Source organism: Clostridioides sp. LIBA-2809, from assembly GCF_056688965.1.
This window is the reverse complement of the sequence record NZ_CP197004.1, coordinates 1,663,479-1,686,595: the sequence shown is the minus strand read 5'-3', so window position 1 is coordinate 1,686,595 and position 23,117 is coordinate 1,663,479. Positions and strand designations below refer to the sequence as shown.

General features: G+C 27.9%; 22 protein-coding genes and 1 other annotated feature. Of the genes, 11 read left to right on the top strand and 11 right to left on the bottom strand.

The window, feature by feature from the left end:
• Window positions 1-41: 41 nt before the first annotated feature.
• Window positions 42-1,979, bottom strand: coding sequence for an FtsX-like permease family protein (locus ACTG44_RS08105; RefSeq protein ID WP_021384297.1), 1,938 nt, complete (start codon window positions 1,977-1,979; stop codon window positions 42-44).
• Window positions 1,966-2,733 carry an ABC transporter ATP-binding protein gene (locus ACTG44_RS08100; protein WP_479921567.1) on the bottom strand — a complete coding sequence of 256 codons (768 nt, stop codon included), beginning with the start codon at window positions 2,731-2,733 and terminating at the stop codon, window positions 1,966-1,968. Before ACTG44_RS08100 ends, ACTG44_RS08105 begins: the two co-directional genes overlap by 14 nt.
• Before the next feature lie 288 nt (window positions 2,734-3,021).
• Between ACTG44_RS08100 and ACTG44_RS08095 the strand changes: the two genes are divergently transcribed.
• From ACTG44_RS08095 to ACTG44_RS08075, 5 genes are all read left to right on the top strand, one after another.
• Window positions 3,022-3,696, top strand: coding sequence for a response regulator transcription factor (locus tag ACTG44_RS08095; protein WP_479918561.1), 675 nt, complete (start codon window positions 3,022-3,024; stop codon window positions 3,694-3,696).
• Between the two features lie 23 nt (window positions 3,697-3,719).
• Window positions 3,720-4,724 carry a HAMP domain-containing histidine kinase gene (locus ACTG44_RS08090; protein ID WP_021384295.1) on the top strand — a complete coding sequence of 335 codons (1,005 nt, stop codon included), beginning with the start codon at window positions 3,720-3,722 and terminating at the stop codon, window positions 4,722-4,724.
• A gap of 116 nt (window positions 4,725-4,840) precedes the next feature.
• The gene (locus ACTG44_RS08085; RefSeq protein WP_479921566.1) at window positions 4,841-6,070 is read left to right on the top strand and encodes an efflux RND transporter periplasmic adaptor subunit; all 1,230 of its coding nucleotides are present in this window, start codon (window positions 4,841-4,843) and stop codon (window positions 6,068-6,070) included.
• Between the two features lie 7 nt (window positions 6,071-6,077).
• Window positions 6,078-6,752 carry an ABC transporter ATP-binding protein gene (locus ACTG44_RS08080; protein ID WP_044213240.1) on the top strand — a complete coding sequence of 225 codons (675 nt, stop codon included), beginning with the start codon at window positions 6,078-6,080 and terminating at the stop codon, window positions 6,750-6,752.
• Between the two features lie 2 nt (window positions 6,753-6,754).
• A complete protein-coding gene (locus tag ACTG44_RS08075) occupies window positions 6,755-7,987 on the top strand; it encodes an ABC transporter permease (RefSeq protein WP_479921565.1) in 1,233 nt (410 codons plus the stop codon).
• 125 nt (window positions 7,988-8,112) lie between these two features.
• Here the strand turns inward: ACTG44_RS08075 and ACTG44_RS08070 are convergent, their stop codons facing one another.
• The 5 genes from ACTG44_RS08070 to ACTG44_RS08050 form a co-directional block, all read right to left on the bottom strand.
• The gene (locus ACTG44_RS08070) at window positions 8,113-9,108 is read right to left on the bottom strand and encodes a GNAT family N-acetyltransferase (protein WP_479921564.1); all 996 of its coding nucleotides are present in this window, start codon (window positions 9,106-9,108) and stop codon (window positions 8,113-8,115) included.
• A gap of 32 nt (window positions 9,109-9,140) precedes the next feature.
• On the bottom strand, window positions 9,141-10,406 hold the full coding sequence (locus ACTG44_RS08065) for a dihydroorotase (protein ID WP_479921563.1): 1,266 nt from the start codon (window positions 10,404-10,406) through the stop codon (window positions 9,141-9,143).
• A 52-nt stretch (window positions 10,407-10,458) separates the two neighbouring features.
• Window positions 10,459-11,607 carry a DUF362 domain-containing protein gene (locus ACTG44_RS08060; RefSeq protein ID WP_479920127.1) on the bottom strand — a complete coding sequence of 383 codons (1,149 nt, stop codon included), beginning with the start codon at window positions 11,605-11,607 and terminating at the stop codon, window positions 10,459-10,461.
• A gap of 91 nt (window positions 11,608-11,698) precedes the next feature.
• On the bottom strand, window positions 11,699-12,244 hold the full coding sequence (locus ACTG44_RS08055; protein ID WP_009889371.1) for an NADH peroxidase: 546 nt from the start codon (window positions 12,242-12,244) through the stop codon (window positions 11,699-11,701).
• Window positions 12,245-12,466: 222 nt separating this feature from the next.
• Window positions 12,467-13,411 (bottom strand): DMT family transporter, encoded by a 945-nt coding sequence (locus tag ACTG44_RS08050; RefSeq protein ID WP_021384268.1) that lies wholly within the window; start codon window positions 13,409-13,411, stop codon window positions 12,467-12,469.
• Between the two features lie 374 nt (window positions 13,412-13,785).
• Here ACTG44_RS08050 and ACTG44_RS08045 point away from each other — a divergent pair, with 374 nt between their 5' ends.
• Window positions 13,786-14,667 carry a polysaccharide deacetylase family protein gene (locus ACTG44_RS08045; protein ID WP_021384259.1) on the top strand — a complete coding sequence of 294 codons (882 nt, stop codon included), beginning with the start codon at window positions 13,786-13,788 and terminating at the stop codon, window positions 14,665-14,667.
• A gap of 60 nt (window positions 14,668-14,727) precedes the next feature.
• Here the strand turns inward: ACTG44_RS08045 and tyrS are convergent, their stop codons facing one another.
• Window positions 14,728-15,936 (bottom strand): tyrosine--tRNA ligase, encoded by a 1,209-nt coding sequence (tyrS, locus tag ACTG44_RS08040; RefSeq protein ID WP_021384286.1) that lies wholly within the window; start codon window positions 15,934-15,936, stop codon window positions 14,728-14,730.
• Between the two features lie 72 nt (window positions 15,937-16,008).
• Window positions 16,009-16,261 (bottom strand) — a binding site (T-box leader).
• Window positions 16,262-16,411: 150 nt separating this feature from the next.
• Window positions 16,412-17,380 carry a DUF2232 domain-containing protein gene (locus tag ACTG44_RS08035; protein WP_479918552.1) on the bottom strand — a complete coding sequence of 323 codons (969 nt, stop codon included), beginning with the start codon at window positions 17,378-17,380 and terminating at the stop codon, window positions 16,412-16,414.
• Window positions 17,381-17,552: 172 nt separating this feature from the next.
• Between ACTG44_RS08035 and ACTG44_RS08030 the strand changes: the two genes are divergently transcribed.
• The 3 genes from ACTG44_RS08030 (at window position 17,553) to feoB (ending at window position 20,692) form a co-directional block, all read left to right on the top strand.
• A complete protein-coding gene (locus ACTG44_RS08030) occupies window positions 17,553-17,999 on the top strand; it encodes a GNAT family N-acetyltransferase (RefSeq protein WP_479920126.1) in 447 nt (148 codons plus the stop codon).
• Between the two features lie 319 nt (window positions 18,000-18,318).
• Window positions 18,319-18,546, top strand: a complete 228-nt coding sequence (locus tag ACTG44_RS08025) for a FeoA family protein (protein WP_003420037.1) — start codon at window positions 18,319-18,321, stop codon at window positions 18,544-18,546.
• Window positions 18,547-18,571: 25 nt separating this feature from the next.
• On the top strand, window positions 18,572-20,692 hold the full coding sequence (gene feoB / locus ACTG44_RS08020) for a ferrous iron transport protein B (RefSeq protein WP_479918551.1): 2,121 nt from the start codon (window positions 18,572-18,574) through the stop codon (window positions 20,690-20,692).
• Between the two features lie 132 nt (window positions 20,693-20,824).
• Here feoB and ACTG44_RS08015 read toward each other — a convergent pair whose 3' ends face one another.
• Both ACTG44_RS08015 and ACTG44_RS08010 read right to left on the bottom strand, forming a co-directional pair.
• Window positions 20,825-21,643 (bottom strand): MerR family transcriptional regulator, encoded by an 819-nt coding sequence (locus ACTG44_RS08015; RefSeq protein ID WP_479921562.1) that lies wholly within the window; start codon window positions 21,641-21,643, stop codon window positions 20,825-20,827.
• 264 nt (window positions 21,644-21,907) lie between these two features.
• On the bottom strand, window positions 21,908-22,255 hold the full coding sequence (locus tag ACTG44_RS08010) for a BlaI/MecI/CopY family transcriptional regulator (RefSeq protein WP_479921561.1): 348 nt from the start codon (window positions 22,253-22,255) through the stop codon (window positions 21,908-21,910).
• A 213-nt stretch (window positions 22,256-22,468) separates the two neighbouring features.
• On the opposite strand from ACTG44_RS08010, the gene ACTG44_RS08005 reads away from it, so the two are divergent.
• Both ACTG44_RS08005 and ACTG44_RS08000 read left to right on the top strand, forming a co-directional pair.
• The gene (locus ACTG44_RS08005; protein ID WP_479921560.1) at window positions 22,469-22,702 is read left to right on the top strand and encodes a helix-turn-helix transcriptional regulator; all 234 of its coding nucleotides are present in this window, start codon (window positions 22,469-22,471) and stop codon (window positions 22,700-22,702) included.
• Entirely contained in the window at window positions 22,686-23,099 is a 414-nt protein-coding gene (locus tag ACTG44_RS08000) for a hypothetical protein (RefSeq protein ID WP_479921559.1), read from the top strand. Before ACTG44_RS08005 ends, ACTG44_RS08000 begins: the two co-directional genes overlap by 17 nt.
• Window positions 23,100-23,117: the final 18 nt, after the last annotated feature.

The window sequence follows — 23,117 nt, the reverse complement described above, 5'->3', positions numbered from 1 at the left end:
TTATTAAAAAAAGTTATTTAATTCTTTTAATAAAAATTAAATTATTCTATTATCATATTTTGAGCATATTTTAAGGTTAAGAAATAATATATAAAGTATCCTATATAATAAATTACTAGAGTCATGATAATCGGAGTAATTAATGACCTAGGTATAAACTTTTGTGCAATTGACATTGCAAATAGATTATGAACTGTACCTACAACTAACGGCAATAAAAATACAACTTTTAATTGTTTTGATATTATTGTCTCAATATCTTTGTTATTTGCTCCAAGTTTTATTAACATAATGTATCTTTCTTTATCATCATATATATTTGATAGTTGCTTAAACAGAATTATACTGCCTGTACATAAAAGAAATACTACTGATAAAAATATACCTATAAACAGCATAAGACCACTTAGTCTTATCAAATTATTATAGTTCTCAGTACTTGATGTAAAATTAAAAGGATAAGTAAATTCCATATTTTCATTTACTATATTTTTCAATTTTAAAGTTAAATCAAGTTCCTCTTTTTCATTATCTATGTCAATTAATCTTATTAGTCTAGTGCTTGCGTCTGATTTTAACCTATTAAATACTTTGTCTTTTATTACAACTAAATCAAACGTAGATTGTAAATTTATTTCTGGCTCTAAGATATTTTCTTGTACTGTAAAAATATTTGTACCATATTTTTTTTCACCTTTAATATATAGCTTTGTTTCTCCAATATTAAAGTTTTCAAAAAATATTTTCTTATATGAATCATAAACATAATATACATATTCATCTGAAGATAATTCTTCATAATCATTATTCTGATACTGTCTTAACTTCTTAAAATCACTTTCTTTAATAAAGTCTATAGATATTTTATCTTTTCTATGACTATTTGCATTTTTATAATACATTTCAAGGATTATATCTTTGTCTATAAGCTCTATTGTCTTATCAAAAATTACACTATTATCTTTTTTATATTTATATAACAGCTTGTCGATTTTACTATTTACATAACTATTTCCTGCATTTATAGTATAACTATATTTGTAATTTTCACTTATATTTCTATCTATATCATAATAAAGTGATATGGTAAATCCTAACATAGTTACACTTGTAGCTATTAATATTGCTATAATAGCCAATACTCTACTATTGCTCTTCAATTTAAATCCAAGCTCAGAAAAAGCAATTAGATTTCTTCCTTTATAATAAAAACTTTTTCTCTTCTTAACAGTATCAATGATTATAGACATAACTGATGAGAAAAATAAAAAGGTTCCTGGTATTATTGTAATTAATATAAAAACTGAAAGCATAATATTTTCAGCAATAAAATAACTAATTGACATAAAATAAGAAATTGTTATTAGCAAAATACCAAGTATCCCTTTTAGCCTTATACATTTTTTAGTTGTATGCTTTTCTGGAGATTTATTAAATAGTTCTACAATCCTTTTATTTCCAATGATTACAGTATTTCTTATTCCAATAATTATGAATATTATTAAAAATACAATGAGTGTTTGAACTAAAGCCTTTATGCTTAAATTCATCTTTACTACTATCATTTCGTTCATTAATTTTACAAGCATCATAGTCATAAGCTTTGAAAATAATAGACCTAAAACTATTCCTATTAATATTGCAAATATCCCCATTAAAAAAGTCTCATATAAAAATATTCTTCCTATCTGTTTTTTCCTCATTCCAAGTAAGCTATAAGTCCCCACCTCTCGTCTACGTCTATTAAAAAAAAATGAATTTGAATAATATATAAACAAGAAAACAAATATAATTATTACAATTGAACTTGTATTAATACCCATCCTAGTTTTTTCGCCAAGTGAGCTTAAAGCATCGTTATACTCTATAGATTTAAAGCTAAAAAATACAAACACACTAAATACAATTGAAACGAAATACATTAGATAGTTAAAAAAACTATTTTTTACATTTTGCATTGCAATTCTAAATAAACTCATTTTTATTAACTCCTCCAATTAAGGAAACTGTGTTTACTATTTTATTATAGAATTCTCTAGTACTTTCTCCCTTAACAATTTCTGTAAATATTATTCCATCCTTTATAAAGAGTATCCTATCACAAAAACTTGCACTTATAGCATCATGAGTGACCATTAATATTGTTCTATTGTTATTTTTATTTAATTTCAATAGGCAATTCAACAAATCTCTAGCAGATTTGGAATCTAACGCTCCTGTAGGTTCATCTGCAAGTATTAATGATGGTTTTGTTGCTATTGCTCTACAGACAGCTCCTCTTTGTTTTTGTCCTCCTGAAACTTCACTAGGGTATTTATCTAGTATAGATTCTATATTTAATTCTTTTGAGATTTCTTGTATTCTATTTTCTATTACTGATACACTTTCATTTTTTAAAGAAAGAGGCAACATTATATTTTCTTTTATTGTAAGAGTTTCCAAAAGATTAGAATCTTGAAACACAAATCCAAGATTATCACGTCTGAAATCTGCTAATTCATTTTGGTTCATTTTAATAGTATTCTTTCTATTTATATAAATGTCTCCTGATGAAGGAAAGTCTATTGTAGAAATGATATTTAAAAGAGTTGATTTTCCAGCACCAGATGAACCCATGATACCAACAAATTCTCCTTTATAAACCTTAAAATTTATTCCTCTTAGAGCTTCAAGTTTTGAACCCCTTCTCCCATACTCTTTTTTTATATTTTCAGCAGATAAAACTTCTTCCATAGTTAAATACTCACCTTTCACCATAATTAGTTATTTATTAATTCTCATAAATATATTATATATATTAAAATAGCTTTTAAACATTTAATTACATTAATTTAAGGTTACATTTATGTAAGTATTGCTTATATTTCTTCATTTTTATTGTAATTATGTTTAAAATATAATTTATCAAGCAAAATATAGTTATATTAATATAATTATTTTAAATTATAAGGTAGAAATATTCTTATTTATCAAGTAAAATAAGGTTATGTTAATATAACTATTTTGGATTAGGAGGTAGGAATGTTTAAAATAATGGTAATTGAAGATGATGTTTCATTGAAGAATATCATCTCAGAATGTCTTTCTAAATGGGGACATGATGTGCATCAAATAGAAAATCTTGAAAATATAATAGAAGAATTTAGAAACTATAAACCACAATTAGTTTTATTGGATATAAATCTTCCATTTTATGATGGTTTTCATTGGTGTAATGAAATAAGAAAAATTTCAAAAGTCCCTATAATTTTTATTTCTTCGAGAAATTCTAATATGGATGTAATAATGGGTGTAAATCTAGGAGCAGATGATTATATACAAAAACCATTTTCTATAGATGTTTTAGTAGCTAAAGTTAATGCCCTTTTAAGAAGAACTTATAATTTTGTTGATAATAATTCAAATCAAATTGTTCACAATGGTGTTATCTTAGATTTATCAACTGCAACCATAAGCTATGAAGGCAGGATTGTTGAACTAACCAAAAATGAAATTAAAATTCTTCATGAGCTTATGAAATATAAAGGACAAATCGTCAGTAGAAATAAACTTATGAAAAAATTATGGGATAGTGATTGGTTTGTAGATGATAATACGTTAACTGTAAATGTAAATCGAATACGAGTAAAGTTAAATGAAATTGGTTTAGAAAATTTTATAGATACAAAAAGAGGATTAGGTTATATAATCAGTTAAAACAACTCTAAGTAGGTGAATTTATGAGCTTTAAAGATTTTCTCAAAGATAAACTTGGGTTTTTAGTATACAATTTTGCTTTCTTAATTTTTACAATAGCAGTTATTATGTTTTCTCCTGTAGAGATTTTTCTAACTGACACTATTATATATATATTGGTTGTGAATGTTGTATTTTTGTTTTTATATCTACTAATTAGCTACATAAAGAAGAATAAATTTTTGGATAACATAAAAAATGACACATTTAAAATTAATACCAATGATATAGAATTAATTAAGTGTAAAAATGAAGAAAAAATATATTTGAATATCATTAAAAGTTACCAATATAAGTGTAATAAAATGATAAACAATAATATTGAGAAGTTTGAAGAAAATAAAGAGATTATGAGTATGTGGGTACACGATATAAAGATGCCTATAGCTATAATAAAACTTACCCTCGAACAGAATGAGAATTTAATTGATGAAAAAATTTCTGATGATATAGATAATGAAATATTTAGAATTGAAAATTCTGTTGAAAAAATTTTATATTTATCTAAACTTGAAGATTTTCATAAAGATTTCTTAATTCAAGAGGTAAATATTGAAAAAATTATTAGGGAGATTATAAGAAAATATTCAAAATATTTTATTTCAAAAAAAATAATTTTAGGCTTAAATAATTTGAATTTTAAAGTTTTATCAGACGAGAAATGGCTCTACTTCATATTCGAGCAATTATTGAGTAATTCCCTAAAATATTCCTCATTAGGAGATAATATATCTATCTATTGCAAAACAACCAAAAATTATTTACAATTAAGAGTGGAAGATACTGGTTGTGGTATAAAAAAGGAAGATTTAAATCGAATATTCAATAAGGGATTTACAGGTAATAATGGAAGGAATAACGCTAAATCTACAGGGCTTGGGCTTTATTTAGCAAAAGAACTTTGTGACAAACTTGGCCATAAAATCGATGTAGATTCAGAGTACAATCAATATACAAGATTTACTATTACATTCAAGTATGATTTATAGTATCTTAGTATTGATAGTTTATTTTCATTTAACTTATATTCAGCAGGCTTCTTAATAATGGTTCTATATGTACATCCCAGTATATAATAAATAGTTTTTATAAAAAGGAGGAAGACATGTCTTTTCTAAAAAAATTTAAAAAGAAAAAATTTAGAAATAGCAGCTTCAAAAGTAACAACTTTAGAAGTAGTAGTTTTGGAAGTAGTGGCTTCAAAGCTAAAAATAAAGGTTTTAAAAACAATCCCTTTAAAAATAAAAGATTCAAAATCTATGCAGGAATAGTAGTAATCATACTTTTAATTTTAGGGATACTTGCTTATAATGATGCAAAAAACACTGAATTACAAGCTAATGAAAACTTTATAGAAACATATACTATTCCTGAAAATGAGAAAATATTTATAAATGGTATGGTTGTTCCTAAACAGACTAAAGACTTTAATATCTCCGGAGATTATGAACTAAGTGATGTTAATGTTACAAATGGTCAAAAAGTAAATCAAGGTGACCTTCTTTTTACTGCTAAAAATCCAAGTATAATAGCAGAAATAGATAGTCTAAAATCACAACTTAGCCAATACAGAAAACAAAAAATATCACTTTCTGATATTACTGAAAATAGAGATGCTATTGCTTCTATAAATGCTCAGATAAGTGCTTTAAACTCTCAAATAACTTCTTTGGATAAGAAAGCATATGATAGAGTTACTGCTCCTTTTGATGGTACTGTATACTTAAATGACCAAACTGGAAATCCAGACCAACCAGTTTCATTTATGACTATTCAAGGTCTAGAGTTCTATATGAAAGGACAAGCAAGTGAACAAGATTTACCTAAAATGAAAATTGACCAAATGGTTAATATACTAGTTTTCTCAACTGACCAAAAGCTTACTGGTAGAATAAGTTTTATATCTGATAAGCCATCTACTCCAGATAGCGAGATGGGAGCTCAACAGAATACTCTATCTTATTATGATATAAACATAGCATTTGATAATCAAGAAGGATTAGTAAATGGATTCCATCTTCAAGCATCACTTGAAGTAGCTAGTTCAAGCTTTAAGATACCAGCATCTTGTGTACTTAAAGACAAAAAACACTCATACGTATTTAAGGATTTAGATGGTATATTGAAAAAACAAATTGTAGATGTAGCAAGTCAAAATGATGATTTTGCTGTAGTTAGAGGCGGTCTTGAACAAGGCGATATAGTAATAAAATACCCTACTAAAGAAATGAAAGAAGGAGACCCAGTTCAAGGCGATGGCGTAACTGCTGGTTCTAATAATGGAGATGCTACTCCAAATAAAAAAGTAAAAGAAGTTACTATGGATGTGAATTAATTTACATATGTTGATTAAATTAGAAAATATTCAAAAGTATTACAAAGTAGGGAAAGATGAATTACATGTTTTAAAATCCTTAAACTTAGAAATTGATTCTGGAGAATTCGTCATGATAATGGGTAAATCTGGTAGTGGTAAAACCACTTTACTTAATATCCTAGGTTTTCTTGATGTATTTGATGAAGGAAGATATATATTTGATGGAACAGATGTAACTAATTTAAGTGAAAATGAACGTTCTGTTTTTAGAAATATTAATATTGGATTTGTTTTTCAACAATTTAATTTAATAGAAACTTTAAATGTATATCAAAATGTAGAGTTACCTCTAATCTACAATAAGACACTAAAAAAATCTGAAAGAGAAGAAATTGTTAAAGATAAATTAAAATCTGTTGGACTTTTGGATAAACTTAAACAGAAGCCTCTTCAATTATCTGGTGGTCAGCAACAGCGTGTAGCCATTGCACGCTGTCTGGCAAATGACCCTCAAATAATCTTTGCTGATGAGCCAACAGGAGCACTAGATAGCGAGACTAGCAAAGAAATTATGGAGCTTTTGACAAAACTTAATGAACAAGGTAAGACTATAATAATGGTTACACATGATCAAGATTTAACTAAGTATGCAACTAAGGTCATACGACTTAAAGATGGTGTGTTTACTTCGGAGGTGTAATCATGGGTTTATTAAAAAATTCTTTGGCTAATTTAAAAGGGCACAAACTTCGTGTCTTTGTAGCTTTACTTTGGATTATAATAGGAATAACTTCAGTAATACTTGTTAGTTCTATAGGTAATGGATTTCAGAAAGAAATTAAGAAGTCTGTAAACAATGTAAATCCTAATAAAACTACTATTTCGTTTGAATCGGCTGATAATACAGGTCTTACTGATGATATGAGTATATTTTTAAAACCATTTAATGCAAAAGACTTAGAAGAATTATCATTTGTTGAAGGTGTAGAAAGAATTGCTCCATCAAGAAATGGGTTTAATCTTGATTCAACTTACTCTTCACAAGCATCTTTTGATAAAAAGAGTACTTATGTTGACATTGGACCAGTAAAAAAAGATTCTAAAATAAATTTAGTTTGTGGTAGAGATTTTTCTCTAGATGATGAGAAAAGAAAAGTAATTTTACTTACATTACAAAGCACAAGTGAAATTTTTGAAAATCCAGAAGATGCTTTAGGTCATGGTATTAACATAAATGGAACTATATTTGAGATAATTGGAGTATTAGATGACTCTCAGCAAAACCAAAATGTAGGATTTTTTGGAGGTTATCAAGACATGCAGTTTACTACTTCTCTTATACCTAAAAAGGCTTTTGACAGTTTAATGAGTCAAAATTCTTATTCAAATGAAATTTACCAGTTAGACTTAGTGTCTTCTAATGGGTATAATGTAAATGAAGTTGCAAACAATGTTATAGCTAAACTATATGAGATGCATCCTGGTATCAATGGTTCTTATACTACACCAGACCCAACTGAACAGACAGCTTATCTTGAAAGCATTAATTCTAATGTAAACAAATATGTATCTATAATAACTGTAGTTGCAATGTTTGTTGGTGGTATTGGTGTAATGAATATAATGTATGTTTCTGTTATGGAAAGACAAAGAGAAATTGGTATAAGGCGTGCTATTGGTGCAAAACCTAGGTCTATATTATTTCAATTTTTAGTTGAGGCTGTATTTATAACGGTATGTGGTGGAATTTTAGGAACTATAGTTGGATTTATTGCTACTAATTATGTTTCTAAATACATCGGATTTGAAGCCATTCCTAGTTTAAATAGCTTATTTTATGCTATTGTAGCTACTATATTAACTGGGGTTGTGTTTGGTCTAATACCAGCCTTTAAAGCTTCTAAACTCGACCCTATAAAGGCGATTTATAAATAGACAGTTTTTAGATTTATGATTTTTATATTTATTTATCTAAAACAAATTTAATATATAACGCACTATTATATATGATAGATTAAGAATTTAATCTTTTTCAAATATAATAGTGCGTTCTTTAGTTTCTAGTCTATTATTTCTCTTATAAAATCTGTTTTATTATCACAGTAAGCATCAACATTATATCTATAAAGTTTTGCTAGTTTTTTCTTTAAGTTAGAATACTCTTTAACCTTATCTGGATTTAATCTTAAATAATCTCTAAATTTAATGTGTTCTAAATACCCTTTTCCATTTTTAGGACATACATATAAATTGTGTTCCATAAAATCAGTTGTATCATATAAAAAAGCTTCTCTTCCTTCTATATCTAAATTACCAAGATGCCTATACCCTAATTTTTCTAATTTCCTTATAGTATCATTTAGATAATTGTAGTTTTCAATTACTATATCAACATCCAATCTTGGTTTCGCAGAAAGCCCTTCAACAGAGGTACTACCAACATGTTCTATTTTTAAAATTGAGTTTCCTAATACCTTTTCTAGTGCAGATTTTAACTTTTCAAACTCATATTTCCAGTTTGGATTATACTCTACTACTTCGACAATCTTTGCAGTTAATCCAGTTACTTCTAATTGATAGATATCATGTTTCATTACTTTTCCTCTATAAATCTTATCATACTCTGATATTTTTTTCATACCTAACCTTTTTGCTACATTTATAGATGTTGTGTTTTCAGGTCTTATATCTGCTACTAAAGTATCTGCTTTTAAATTCTTAATAGCATAATCTATACAAGCAATTGCACCTTCAGTAGCATATCCTTGGTTCCAGTATTCTTTTTTTATTATATATCCTATTCCCAATCCTATGTCTTGCTTTATAAGGCCTATTTGTCCAACTACGTCTTCTCTTTCCTTATCTATAGCAATAAAGTATCCATATCCATCATTATCGTATCGTTGTATATTTCTATCAATCCATTCCAAAACTTCTTTATCAGAGAAAGCATGTTCCCAAGCATACATTACCTCTATATCTTGTAAGATTTTACTTATTTCCTCAAAGTCATTATGATTCATTTTTCTAATATATAATCTTTTACTTTCAATCATTGTTTTCACCGCCTTGAAAAAATAATCCTAAATTAAGCGTTATATACAATCTCTCCATTACATATTGTATAATTAACCTTACCATATAGAGACTTACCTTTAAATGGCGAGTTATCAGCTTTAGAGGCAAAGCTTTCAACTGTCCATTCTTCTTCAGGATTAAATATAACAATATCTGCTATTGCACCTTCTTCTATAAATCCAGCGTTTAAGTTGTACAATTTTGCAGGGTTTGTAGACATTTTTTCTATTAACTGCATCATGCTAAGATGGTTTTTATGAACTAAGTTTGTTATTCCAAGAGATAAAGAAGTCTCCAACCCAATAATACCACTTGGAGCTTTGATGAATTCTCTGTCTTTTTCTTCTTTACTATGAGGTGCATGGTCTGTTGCTATTATTTCAATGGTACCATCATTTAATCCCTCTATAATCTTATCTCTATCCCACTTACTTCTTAAAGGTGGATTCATTTTTGCATTTGTTCCAAACTCTAATACATCTTCTTCTGTCAGTGTAAAGTGGTGTGGTGAAGCCTCTGCAACTACATTTGCACCAAGGTATTTTGCAAATCTAACCATATCAACAGATACCCCAGAACTTATATGTTGTATATCAATCTTAGCTCCAGTCTTTAATGCCAACATACAATCTCTAGCTACCATAACATCTTCTGCCACACTTGATGCACCTTTTAATCCTAACTCTGAAGCTACCTTTCCTGCATTTACACCTGGATTTCCAACTAAAGAAGGGTCTTCTTCATGAAAACTAAGTGGCACATCCAACTCTTTTGCCTTAATCATAGCCTCCATAATTAGATTGCTATCCATCAGAGGTAATCCATCATCAGTGAATCCTGGTACACCAGCTTTTTTGAGATTTTCCATATCAACTAACTCTTTACCTTCAAAGCCTTTAGTTATAGCAGCCGCTTGTAAAACATTTATACATGCGTTTTTTGATTTTTCTTTAACATAATTAAAAGTATCTTCATTATCTACAATAGGATTAGTGTTTGCCATACATATAACGGTTGTAAATCCTCCTCTAGCAGCAGATTTAGCCCCACTTTCTATATCTTCTTTATATGTAAATCCTGGGTCTCTAAAATGAACATGTACATCTACTAAACCTGGAGCAATTATATTGCCACTAGCATCTATTATCTTTTCATATTCATCACTTTTATCAAATTTACCAATTTTATAAATTTTATTTTCTTTTATAATTAAATCTATTTTCTCATCTTTTTGACTCTTAGGGTCTATTACCCTACCATTTTTAATTAAAATCATCTTATTTCTCCTTTATACTTTTCATTTATATAGACTTATATAATATTATACATTATTTTACATACTTAAATACAAAATTACGTTTGACATCAATAGCCTTTTTAGGACAAAGTTCATGGCAACAGTAACATCGTATACATTTACTTAAGTCTATAATAGCTCCCTTCTTTCCCATCTCTATAGTACTTGCAGGACAAGCTTCCTTACATTTTCCACATTTTATACAATCTTGAAATCTAACCACAGGTTTTGGTGTTATAAGCTTTGAAATAGGTTCATTTAAAAATTTTGGTAGTTTTACAGAAAATAATCTCAAATCTTTACTTACATTTGGAACCTTATAGTCTTTTATAATTAAATCATTTATATCTTCTCCTACAATCTCAACATCCGAAAAATCTGCTTCTATATATCCTCTTTTTATAGCTCCTCTAATTGTAGCAACTCTATTTGGAAATAAATTTATAATCTTACATGCAACTACATCTATAGCATACGGATTTTGTGATGCTAATAGGACACCTATTTCTCTAGTAGTTCCAGCTGAGGGTCCATCACCTTCCATACCTACTATTCCGTCCATAATTGTCAATGTTGGTTTCACATAGTCACAAATATCTAAAAGTACATTTTCGCAAAACAATTCTTCTGTAGGAAATCTATAATGAATTTCTGCTTTTTTCAATCCAGCTATGCATCCATACAAGTTTTTTGTACCACCAGTAAAAGTTGCCATCACATGTGTCTTTAATTTACAGAGATTTATTATATATTCTGCATCTACTATTGGTTTAATAATATCCATATATTTTAGAACATGTGCTTTTTCACTATGTATCTTAACATCTGAAACATCATAATTTAACTTAATACCCAAATCATTTGCTACCTCTTCAATTCCAGATGCCTTATAAATACTCTTAAGAGAGCTTTGATTATATGGACCACCAGGGCTATCTGCTATTGTAATATCACAATTTAACTCTAAAAGTTTCTCACATACAACTCTTACAATCATAGGATGCGTGGTTGTAGCTTCTTCGGGTCTTTTTTTCATCAACAAATTTGGTTTTACAAGTACTTTACTCCCTTTCTTAACAAATCTATCAATGCCTCCAATATCATCTAAATTTTTTTCAATAGAATCTCTTACATCTTCATAATTGTAAGTTTTACAACTCCTAACAGATACTGACTTCATATTATTTCCATCCTTTTATCAAAACAATTTATTTGTATAATTCAAAAAAGGAGAAACCAAAGTTTCTCCTTTTAATCTATGTTTTTAATTATTATTTTCCAAAATGTCTGTTTAATAATCCTAAGAATGCTTTACCATGTCTAGCTTCATCTTTACACATTTCATGTACTGTATCATGTATAGCATCTAATCCTAATTCTTTTGCTCTCTTAGCTAATTTTAATTTTCCATCAGTTGCACCGTACTCAGCGTCAACTCTAACTCTTAAGTTCTCTTTTGTATCTGCAACTACAACTTCTCCAAGAAGTTCTGCAAATTTAGCAGCATGCTCAGCTTCTTCAAAAGCTATTCTCTTATATGCTTCTGCTACTTCTGGATAACCTTCTCTATCAGCTTGTCTACTCATTGCTAAGTACATTCCTACTTCTGTACATTCACCAGTAAAGTTAGCTCTTAATCCTTCGATTATTTCTGCATCTACACCTTGAGCTACTCCTATTCTATGTTCGTCAGCCCAAACCATTTCACCTTTCATTTCTTCGAATTTATCAGCTCCAACTTTACATACTGGACATTGTGCTGGTGCAGCATCCCCTTCATGTATATATCCACATACTGTACAAACAAATTTTTTCATAATTAATTTCCTCCCAATTTTATATAATTAAATTTTTATTTTTAAGTTTAATAACTTGCTACAAGAATATATATACCCCCAGCTTTATGGTTTAAACACTAAAAATAAAATTTATTTCCTAATTAATTTTATCACTTTGAAACACCAGTATCAACCAAGTTTTGATGTCAAATTTCTACATAATACATAGTTTATTTGATTAATTAGGAAACAATTGTCTTATTAAATACTTTCCAAGGAAGACTCTTTTGAATCTTTAAGTTTAACTTTTTTGCTCTTTAAAAAAGATAATTTAGTTTCTGCTGTTATGATTGCAACAAATATCAATATGCTACCAATAACCAATTTTGCTGTAATAAGTTCCTTTAGAATTATTATAGAAAATATAGTACCAAATACAGCTTCTGTAGATAATATTATAGCTGTTCTCGTTCCATCAACTCTTTTTTGACATATAGTCTGAAATAAAAATCCTATTGTAGTACTAAATATAGCTAGATATATAGTTCCCATATAGCCAGATAATTCAGCTTCCATCTTTAATTGACCTGCAAATGTCTGAACTACTAAAGACATTAAAAATGCTACAGTAAATTGAACAGCTGTTAATGCTATTGGGTTGTTATCTTTTGCAAACTCACTTGTAAAGAATATATGAAATGCAAATCCTAATGAACATATAAGTGTTAGTAAATCGCCAAAATTGATAGAGAAATCTGCTTCTAAAGAAAGTATACCAATCCCTACAAGGGCTACCAAACTACTTATTATCCCTATCTTATCAAGTTTCCTTTTATAAAGTATAAATCCTATGAATGGAACTATTACAACATTTGCTGCTGTTATAAATGCATTCTTAGATGGTGTAGTGTACATAAGTCCAATGGTTTGTACTGTGAAGGCTAGAAATAAAAATACTCCTAAAAGCCCTCCTGCTTTTAACAATTTTTTCCCCATATTAGCGCGAATCTGTTTAAAAAACAGTAAATTCATAATTACGGCTGCTAAGAAGAATCTTACAGTTATGATTTGTAGAGGTGTAAGCCCACCGTCTAATGCAAATTGGGTTGCTACAAAGCCACTTCCCCATATAATTGCTATAAATATTAGTCCTATTTCTCCAAAGTATTTTTTCAATAAAGCCCCCTCCTTTTTATTTTTTTGCAAAATTATAAACCCCCTAAACAGCAAGAGAGTTTTTCTATAAGCATTACTATAGATTAATATAGTAAATTTTTTCAGTATTTTAAATCTAAATTTGTATCCATCGTGAGCTCAGATTTATATCCACTATTTAACAGTAATATATTAATCATTTTTTGTAAACACCTTTTTAATAAATTTTTTTATTTTTTTACTTATACTAAATTTTTTTATGAATAACTTTAATATATTATACTTTAATATTATGCAAATAATGTCAAATAAGTTACACTTTGGTTATCTTAGTTACAACTTTGTCGGTTTACTTTTTCTACTTTGTTCGATATAATTATAATATATTTTTGATACAATTCGACAAAAGGGGGAATGCTGTAATCATGGTAAAAAGAAGAAAAAAGAAAACTGTTACACTTACTATAATTGTTGTAATAGCTATTGGTATTTTTTCTATGGCATGGGCGGATATGTCTAGAAAAAAAGAAATTAAAGAAACTCAAGAAAGACTTAGGGCTGAAAAGCTAGAAAAAGAAAGAATCGAAAAAGAAAAAAATGAACCTATTATTGGTGCAAAAAAAGAAGCTGCAAAAGAATATGGATATGATGCAAAATTAGTTTGGGATAAACTTAGCAAATACGACTATTCAAACAACGGAGAGAAGATAGTATTTCTTACATTTGATGATGGACCATCTACTACTAATACTCCACAAGTCCTAGATATCTTAAAAAGACATAGTGTTAGGGGAACTTTCTTTATTAAAGGTGATTCACTTGAAAGAAAAGGTGCCAATGAAATTTTAAAAAGAACATTTGATGAGGGAAATGCAATAGCTCATCACTCTTACACTCACGACTATAAAAAACTATACCCTGGCAGAAGCCTAAATCTTGATACATTCGTAAATGAACTTAATAAAACTGATGAAGCTATGAAAAAAGTTTTAGGAAAGAATTTCTCATCAAATGTAGTTAGATGCCCAGGTGGATATATGTCTTGGAAGAATATGGAACCTCTAGGTAATTACTTAAAAGAGAAAAATATGGCATCAATTGATTGGAATGCTTTAAATGCTGATGCAGAAGGTAAAAAGAAAAATGCTCAAGAATTATTTGAACATGCAAAAAAATCTTCTGAAGGTAAAGAAATGGTTGTTCTTTTAATGCATGATACTTATGGAAAGCAAGAAACAGTAAATGCATTGGACCAAATTATAACATATTTCAAAGATAATGGTTATCAATTTAAGATTTTAATATAATAAAAAAGCAAGCTCATTGATTATATTTTTTATACTCAATGAACTTGCTTTTATTTTAATCTATTTTACTAGTTCAATTTTTACAAATTTTTTCTTTCCTATTTGAACAACTAATTCACTTTCTTTAACAATAGCGCTTAAATCCTCTACTTTTTCACCATTTACCTTTACTCCACCTTGAGAAGCTAATCTTCTAACTTCACTCTTACTCTTAACAATTTCATTAGCAACTAATACTTCAATTAAATCAAATTCATCTTCTTTAACTTGAATTGTTTGTATATCTTCAGGTATTTGACCTTTTTGGAATACAGATTTAAATCTTTCTTCAGCTTCTTTAGCAGATTCTTCTCCATGGTATAATGTTACTATTTCTCTTGCTAAATTCATCTTTATATCTCTTGGGTTTACTGAACCATCTTTTAACTGAGATTCTATTTTATTAACTTCGTCAGGATGAACATCAGTTACTAAATTATAGTATTTAATTATAAGTTCATCAGGAATTTCCATAGATTTTTGGTACATTATTCCTGCTTCTTCATCTATTCCAATATAGTTGCCTAAGCTCTTACTCATTTTTTCTTTTCCATCTAATCCCTCTATTAAAGGCATCATTATTACTATTTGAGACTCCATACCAAATTCTCTTTGTAGTGATCTTCCCATTAATAAGTTGAATCTTTGGTCAGTTCCACCAAGCTCTATATCAGCTTCTAATGCTATAGAATCATATGCTTGCATTAATGGGTAGAAGAATTCATGTACTGATATTGGCATTTGCCCTTCATATCTTTTCTTAAAATCTTCTCTTTCTAACATTCTTGCAACAGTAATAGTTGCTGCTAGTTTTATTACATCTTCAAAATTTAATTTAGCTAACCACTCACTATTGAATCTTACAATAGTTTTTTCTTTATCTAAAACTTTGAAAATTTGTTCTTCATAAGTTTTTGCATTCTCAAGAACTTGTTCTGTTGTTAAAGCTTTTCTTGCTTTAGATTTTCCAGTTGGGTCTCCAATTTTCCCTGTAAAATCTCCAATTATTATTACTATTTGATGACCTAAATCTTGTAGTTGCTTCATTTTTCTAAGAACTACTGTATGCCCTAAATGTATATCTGGAGCACTTGGGTCTAGACCCAATTTTACTATCATAGGTTTTCCTTCTTTTTCTGATTTAATGAGTTTTTCTCTTAACTCTTTTTCATCTATTAAATCATCTACACCTTTCATAATTATTCGTATTTGCTCGTCTATCGATTTCATTTTTCATTCCTCCTAAAATATTTATATAATCTTTAATTTTTATTTTTATAATAAAAAAAGCTTTCATCCTATTAAAAGGACGAAAGCATTGCTTACGTGTTACCACCTTAGTTCATCAATATCTCACGATACTAATCTCTTAGAGTATAATTACATATACCCGTGTACTATAACGTGTACTACTCCGATATCTCTTAATGGTTGTTATCTTTCAGAGATAGTGCTCTGAGATGTATTCAAACTAAATTAATTTATTCCATTTCACCAAGCTGGAACTCTCTGTTAAATAAAATCTAGCTCTACTTCTTCTCTTCACAGCATTTATATATTCAGATTATTTCATCAATTACAAGAAATTTTTCTTAACTTACTCATAATATATTATTATTTTTGTATTTTGTCAACCTTTTTTATTATTATATACATGTTTTTTTACATTATACTATCTTTTTATATTTTTTACCAATATGTAAAGTTATTTTTCAATTAAAATATTGATTTGTTTATTGACAATGTTAGTCTGACTCAATCTTATGTTTATTTTCTTATTTAAAAATGCATTTATGATTATTAAACCAACAATCGTCACGTTAAACATAAAAAATAACAATAAAATTATTATTAAAAAAGAAATTCTAGCATATAGTAACTTTCTAAACTTAGATATTATAAAATTTTGCAGTGACATACATGAATCTCTAATGATAAAATAAACACATAAATAAGCAATTGATATTAAGATTGTCTTTAAATAAACAAAATCAACTTTAATATTTAATAGTTTTACAATTTCAAAAACAGTTAAATAAGAAACACATATATAAAAAACTTTCTTTGAACAACATAAAAATTGATTTAGACTTCTAAAGTTCCTAAATATCAAAAACTTTTTTAAAGAATTAGAACCTAAAATATGCAATTTATGTCCCAAAATCAAGCTTAAAAAATATATACAAAAAACCATGCCAAATGGAAACAGTGCTATCATCAAATAATAAATAAGATTTGCATATCCATTAAAATAAATTAATTTACTATATCCCTGAAATTCTTTCATAAAACTGTAACCTATTAATGCTGAAGCATATATATCAATAAAAACCATTATAATTATTCCAAATATTGAACCATATACTAAATCATCCATCACCATTGTAGGTTTATTTATAAGATAACCACACATTATACCAAGTAATACACTCTGACTTGCCCAAATAGCAGTTCCTAGATTTCCAAGTACTAGAGAAATTATTAAAAGTGAAGTAATTCCAGATAAAATAGTATACTTTAAATCACATTTTAAGCATATTATACAAAAAAATATTGGTACTATAAAATCTAAATAAATAGCATATCCAAATCCAGTCCCCACAGCTATAATTGTCACTACTATGAATAAAGATGACAATAAAGCAGCTTCAGTTAATTTTTTAGTAGTATTCAAAATAAATCCTCCATAAATCATAAATTTTCTAACTAAAATTTTATTTTTAATATAGTATATCACTTTTTTAAAATATTTTTAATAAATATAAATTTTAATGAAAGTATTTATATTAGAAATGATATAATATATCTTAATATTCAGTTTTTTAAGACGCTAGGAGGTAATTACTATGTTTAAAATTAAACACTTTAATGATTTAAGTTTGGATGAATTTTATGAAATAGCAAAATCAAGATACGAAGTATTTGCTTGTGAACAAAGGATATTTTCGTTAAACGATTATGATGATATAGATAAAAACTCTTATCACATATTTTTAAAAAATGATGGATTGATTTGTGCTTATGCTAGGATAATTCCTAGAGAATATAGCTCTTATGATGATGTTTCTATTGGTAGAGTTTTGGTTCTTTCTACTCATAGAAAAAAGGGGTTAGCAAAACAAATGATGGATTGTGCTATAGACTTCATAAAGATTAATTTACATGAAAACAATATAACTTTATCAGCACAAGCTTATATAAAAAATCTTTATTTGTCTTGTGGTTTTAAAGAAATATCAGAAGTATACGATGAAGCTGGAATTGAACATATTAAAATGAGATTACAGTGTTGACAAGCTAATATTGTTAATATATAATTTAAGTATAAATAATATATTGAATTGATATTTAGGTATTTGAAAATACCTTATATAGAGTCAGAAGGCTTTTTGCTTTCTGATTTTTTTATTATCAAAATTCAATAATTATATAGATTCAAAATGTTAATTTTTATTCTATATTCTACTTTCCCCAAAAGTAAGAATTATACCCAACTTTGTGATAGGCATCTTGCCTATCTTTTTTTTGTGAAAGTAACAAGGTAATAATATAATGCATAGTTTAGAATAAGAAGATTAGCTCAGGCTAAATTTCATGCATGGAGGTGCTACTATGAAAAACCTTAACGATATTCAAGTGAAAAAAACTGTTAAAGTTGAAGATATATTATCTAGTGGTAATTTAAGAGAAAGAATGTTAGCGCTTGGTCTTACTAGAGGAGCTGTTATAGATGTAGTTAGAAAAGGTCCAAAAAATAATTTAACTGTCTACAAAATCAGAGGTAGTAAGATAGCTCTACGACAAGAAGAAAGTAGCTTAATATTAGTTTCTGACATTTAAAATTTTCTAGTAGGAGGATATTAATATGGGGTTGACACATAACTCAACTAAAATGAGTTCTTTAAAAGACATGTTTGATATAGACAATAAAGAGGACCAGTTTGTAATTGCATTGGCTGGTAATCCAAATACAGGTAAAAGTACTGTATTTAACCATCTTACAGGGCTTAGACAGCATACTGGAAATTGGCCAGGAAAAACTGTAGCTACAGCTCGTGGTAATTTTAAATATAAGAATGCTGAATATGCATTGATAGATTTACCAGGGACATATTCTCTATTTGCCTTATCACAGGAAGAAATTGTGGCTCGCGATTTTATATGTTTTGGTAATCCAGATGCAGTAATAGTAGTATGTGACGCTACATGTCTTGAGAGAAATTTAAACTTGGTATTTCAAGTGATGGAACTTACAGATAAAGTTATTTTATGTATAAATTTAATAGATGAAGCTAGGAAAAAAGGAATTACTATTAATACAAAACTTCTAGAGGATTCTCTTGGTATTCCAGTTATTTTAACTGCTGCAAGAAGTGGTTCTGGTATGGATGAATTATTAGATACTTTAAATGATGTATCTTTTGATAAATACAAGTTCAATAATAAACCTGTAAAATATAGTGAAGATATAGAAGATATGGTAAAATCAATTCAACCAGAATTAGATAATATCATGCCAAATATAAATTCTAGATGGTTAGGTCTCAGACTTATTGATGGCGACGAAAGTATCTTTGAATCCATGAGCAATTATATAGATAAAGATTCAATAGATGCTATTAATGAAGTGAAGAAAAAAATCCCAAATGATATAAATAAGCAGAAAATTAGAGATAAATTTACTAAAATTAACTATGATTATGCTAAGAAACTAAGTGATGAATGTTCTTCTAACGTTCCTAAAAAATCAACTGATAGAGAAGAAAAAGTAGATAAAATATTAACATCCAAAATATTTGGGCTTCCAATAATGCTCTTGTTACTAGGTACTATATTGTGGATTACTATAGAAGGTGCTAACTATCCATCCTCTTTACTGTCTAATTTGCTACTTGGATTTGAGCCAAGTATTTCAAGTGTATTGAATAGTATCAACTGTCCATCATGGTTAAATGATATGTTGGTTTTAGGATTATACAGAACTTTAGCATGGGTAATTTCTGTAATGCTACCTCCTATGGCAATATTTTTTCCACTATTTACCTTACTTGAGGATTTTGGATATTTGCCAAGAGTTGCGTTTAACTTAGACCACTTATTTAAAAAAGCTTGTGCACATGGCAAACAATGTTTAACTATGTGTATGGGATTTGGATGTAACGCAGCTGGAGTTATTGGTTGTAGAATAATTGATTCTCCAAGGGAAAGACTAATAGCTATACTTACAAATAACTTTGTACCTTGTAATGGTCGTTTTCCCACTCTGATAGCTATATCTACAATATTTTTTAGCTCAGTTATAACTAGCTCTTTTGTATCAAGTATAGCAACTGCATTTTGTATAACTTTATTGATAATTTTAGGTGTTGTAATAACATTATTGGTTTCTTATACTCTTTCTAAGACGTTATTAAAAGGAGTTCCATCTACATTTACATTAGAACTTCCTCCTTATAGAGTTCCTCAAATAGGAAGAACTTTATATACTTCCATAATAGATAGAACAATATTTGTTTTGGGAAGAGCTGTAATAGTAGCCATACCTGCTGGTGTCATAACTTGGATATTTGCAAATATCTATATAGGAGATTTAAGCGTACTATCACATGTTGCAAACTTTTTAGACCCTTTAGCTAAAGCAATTGGTCTTGATGGTTTTATATTGATGGCTTTTATTCTTGGATTTCCAGCAAATGAGATAGTTATACCTATACTTCTTATGGCTTACTTGGCAACTGGTTCTATGATAGAATTAGATAGCTTTAGTGCTTTAGGTCAAGTTCTTAGAGAACATGGTTGGACTTATTTGACAGCTTTAAATGTTATGCTGTTCAGTTTATTGCACTGGCCTTGTGCAACAACGCTTTTAACAATAAAAAGAGAAACTGGAAGTTTAAAATGGACTGCCTTAGGATTTTTAATGCCTACTGTACTTGCTTTTGTTGTTTGTTTTTTAACAACTACAATTTACAATTTGTTCATATAATTAGCATTAGTTAGTATTAAAGGTGTTTTTTAAATACTATTTAAAACTTTATAGATATTATTATAAAACATAGAGATATACTCAGTGATAGGTATAATTACTTAATATTTGAATATATCTCTATTTTAATTCTTATTTAGATATTTGGATTGAAATCTCGGTCATATAATTATCTTCATTACTTTCACAAAAGAAGTCAAGTATACTCTCCTCATATGAATTTCCGACAATTTCATATCCGTTCTCATATATATACTTTTTCAATTTTCCATAAGATTTATATGAATCCTCATATTTTCCAATATGCTTTATACACGCATACATTCCCTCTGGCTTTATATATAACTTTTTGTCTTTTATTTTTTTATCTATTTTTAAATAAAAACTTGATATGCTCAAATAGTCTTCATTTTTTATATTATCATTACTTACTATTACTCCTAACTCATATCCTTGATACAAATTTTTTAATTTACAGTAATTAGTAAAATCTATTAATTCCATCATAAAATCACCATTACTCATACTACTCAAGTCGCTTGATAAGACTAAGTATTCCTCAAACCTTTTTGATATATAAATTTCTTCATTATTCATTTTAGAAATTCCTTCAACTGTTGTATTTATTCTATTTTGCATTTTAGAACTTATCTTTCTTAATTTTTTTATTTTTTCTCTTATCTTTTTTTCTTCTTCTCTAAGCATTTTTACACAAAGTTGGGGACTTCTATTTTGTATATACGCTTTTATTTCTTCTAGACTCATTCCTATTTCTCTTAGTGATTGTAATATATCCAATGTATCATATTGATAGACTGAATAATATCTATAATTATTTTTATCTTTATATTCTGGAGAAAAAATCCCTATTTTATCATAAAAAATTAATGTCTGTTTAGATATTCCACACAACTTTGCAAATTCACCTGTGGTAAAATACTGTTTTTCCAAGGGTTACACACTCCTTATCTTCTTGTTTTCTATATAGTTACTATATTCTTTATTATTAGCTAAATCAAGTAGTTATTACTTTAGAAAATCAATATATTTTTAGTTTTAAAGGTTAAATGTCAGTTAGATGTCAGTAAAATATATTATCCACAATTTTTACATAACTTTTCCACAGTTTATCCACAACAATAAAAAGGTAGCACTTATATTAGTCGCTACCTTTCATCTATTAATCTTCATCCTTCCAACTTTTTATCCAATTTCCTATTCCATTATTTTTTCTTCAGTTATTTCTTCTCCATCATGTAATTTTGATATTAATTCCGATAAAGGGTTGTTATGTAAACCTCCAAAAATTCTTTTACCTTCTAATTTTAAATGTTCTTTTTCTTTCACTAATACTGTATAGTGTACATGTTTTCCAATTCTTTGAGATATTAAAAAACCTTTTTTAACAAGTCTTGATAAAAGTGTAATTGTAGTTGTATGCTTCCAACCATATATTTTTTCTATTTCATCTGCAACATCTTTCGATATTACAGTTTTGTATCCTAAATTCCAAATGAATTTCATGAGTTTCAATTCTGCATCTGGCAATTTTTTATTCAACATAATATATTCCTTCTTTCTATATAAACATAAAATCTAACTTAAACTAATAATAGGAGCTTTTTAACACAAAAACTACAGGTAAAATTTACCATACACTCTACATTTTAGATTATTTTTATCTTCCCTCTAAAAGAAATTGACATTTTACTCATTTCAAGATATTATGAAGTTAACTTCACATGAAGTTAGCTTCATATAGAAAGAGGGTATGGAATGAAAACAAAAGTGCGAGAATTTCGAACAAATATTGGTCTAACACAGCAACAACTTGCTGATTTAGTCCATGTATCAAACAGAACAATTATTTCTATTGAAAAAGAGCAATATAGTCCTTCTCTTATGCTTGCCTACCGTATAGCACAAGTATTTGATATAACGGTTGAAGAACTATGTTGTTTAAAAGAAAATAAAGAAATGGAGGACAAAAAACATGGAAGTAAAGAATAGACGAGGTTTTATAGTAGGTATTATAGCTTCTATGTTATGCTGTGCTAGTATAGTTATTTACTTCATTTTAAAAGAACAAAGATTCCTAATTTCATCATTCCTTTTAATTGCAATAGCAATCTTTAATTTTTACAATGCTTTTTCAAGAAAAGGCATTGTTGAAGAATTGCACGATAACGCAGATGAAAGAGACTTATATTTAACAATGAAAACAAGTCATATATTAGTTAAAATTATGAATTATACATTATGTGCCTTTACATTTCTTTTCATCATAGCTTATAGTGCATGGAAAAATCAATCACTTCTAGTTATAGCTATAACACTATGCATCATTGAGATTTTTTTATTTGTTGCATATTTACTTATCAATATATTTTTAGAGAAAAAAGAGTAAATACAAGAGGTGATATAA

Coding starts and splice junctions, on each gene's coding strand:
- ACTG44_RS08105 (WP_021384297.1), bottom strand. CDS start 1,979: ATGAGTTTATTTAGAATTGCAATGCAAAATGTAAAAAATAGTTTTTTT.
- ACTG44_RS08100 (WP_479921567.1), bottom strand. CDS start 2,733: ATGGAAGAAGTTTTATCTGCTGAAAATATAAAAAAAGAGTATGGGAGA.
- ACTG44_RS08095 (WP_479918561.1), top strand. CDS start 3,022: ATGTTTAAAATAATGGTAATTGAAGATGATGTTTCATTGAAGAATATC.
- ACTG44_RS08090 (WP_021384295.1), top strand. CDS start 3,720: ATGAGCTTTAAAGATTTTCTCAAAGATAAACTTGGGTTTTTAGTATAC.
- ACTG44_RS08085 (WP_479921566.1), top strand. CDS start 4,841: ATGTCTTTTCTAAAAAAATTTAAAAAGAAAAAATTTAGAAATAGCAGC.
- ACTG44_RS08080 (WP_044213240.1), top strand. CDS start 6,078: ATGTTGATTAAATTAGAAAATATTCAAAAGTATTACAAAGTAGGGAAA.
- ACTG44_RS08075 (WP_479921565.1), top strand. CDS start 6,755: ATGGGTTTATTAAAAAATTCTTTGGCTAATTTAAAAGGGCACAAACTT.
- ACTG44_RS08070 (WP_479921564.1), bottom strand. CDS start 9,108: ATGATTGAAAGTAAAAGATTATATATTAGAAAAATGAATCATAATGAC.
- ACTG44_RS08065 (WP_479921563.1), bottom strand. CDS start 10,406: ATGATTTTAATTAAAAATGGTAGGGTAATAGACCCTAAGAGTCAAAAA.
- ACTG44_RS08060 (WP_479920127.1), bottom strand. CDS start 11,607: ATGAAGTCAGTATCTGTTAGGAGTTGTAAAACTTACAATTATGAAGAT.
- ACTG44_RS08055 (WP_009889371.1), bottom strand. CDS start 12,244: ATGAAAAAATTTGTTTGTACAGTATGTGGATATATACATGAAGGGGAT.
- ACTG44_RS08045 (WP_021384259.1), top strand. CDS start 13,786: ATGGTAAAAAGAAGAAAAAAGAAAACTGTTACACTTACTATAATTGTT.
- tyrS (WP_021384286.1), bottom strand. CDS start 15,936: ATGAAATCGATAGACGAGCAAATACGAATAATTATGAAAGGTGTAGAT.
- ACTG44_RS08030 (WP_479920126.1), top strand. CDS start 17,553: ATGTTTAAAATTAAACACTTTAATGATTTAAGTTTGGATGAATTTTAT.
- ACTG44_RS08025 (WP_003420037.1), top strand. CDS start 18,319: ATGAAAAACCTTAACGATATTCAAGTGAAAAAAACTGTTAAAGTTGAA.
- feoB (WP_479918551.1), top strand. CDS start 18,572: ATGGGGTTGACACATAACTCAACTAAAATGAGTTCTTTAAAAGACATG.
- ACTG44_RS08010 (WP_479921561.1), bottom strand. CDS start 22,255: ATGTTGAATAAAAAATTGCCAGATGCAGAATTGAAACTCATGAAATTC.
- ACTG44_RS08005 (WP_479921560.1), top strand. CDS start 22,469: ATGAAAACAAAAGTGCGAGAATTTCGAACAAATATTGGTCTAACACAG.
- ACTG44_RS08000 (WP_479921559.1), top strand. CDS start 22,686: ATGGAAGTAAAGAATAGACGAGGTTTTATAGTAGGTATTATAGCTTCT.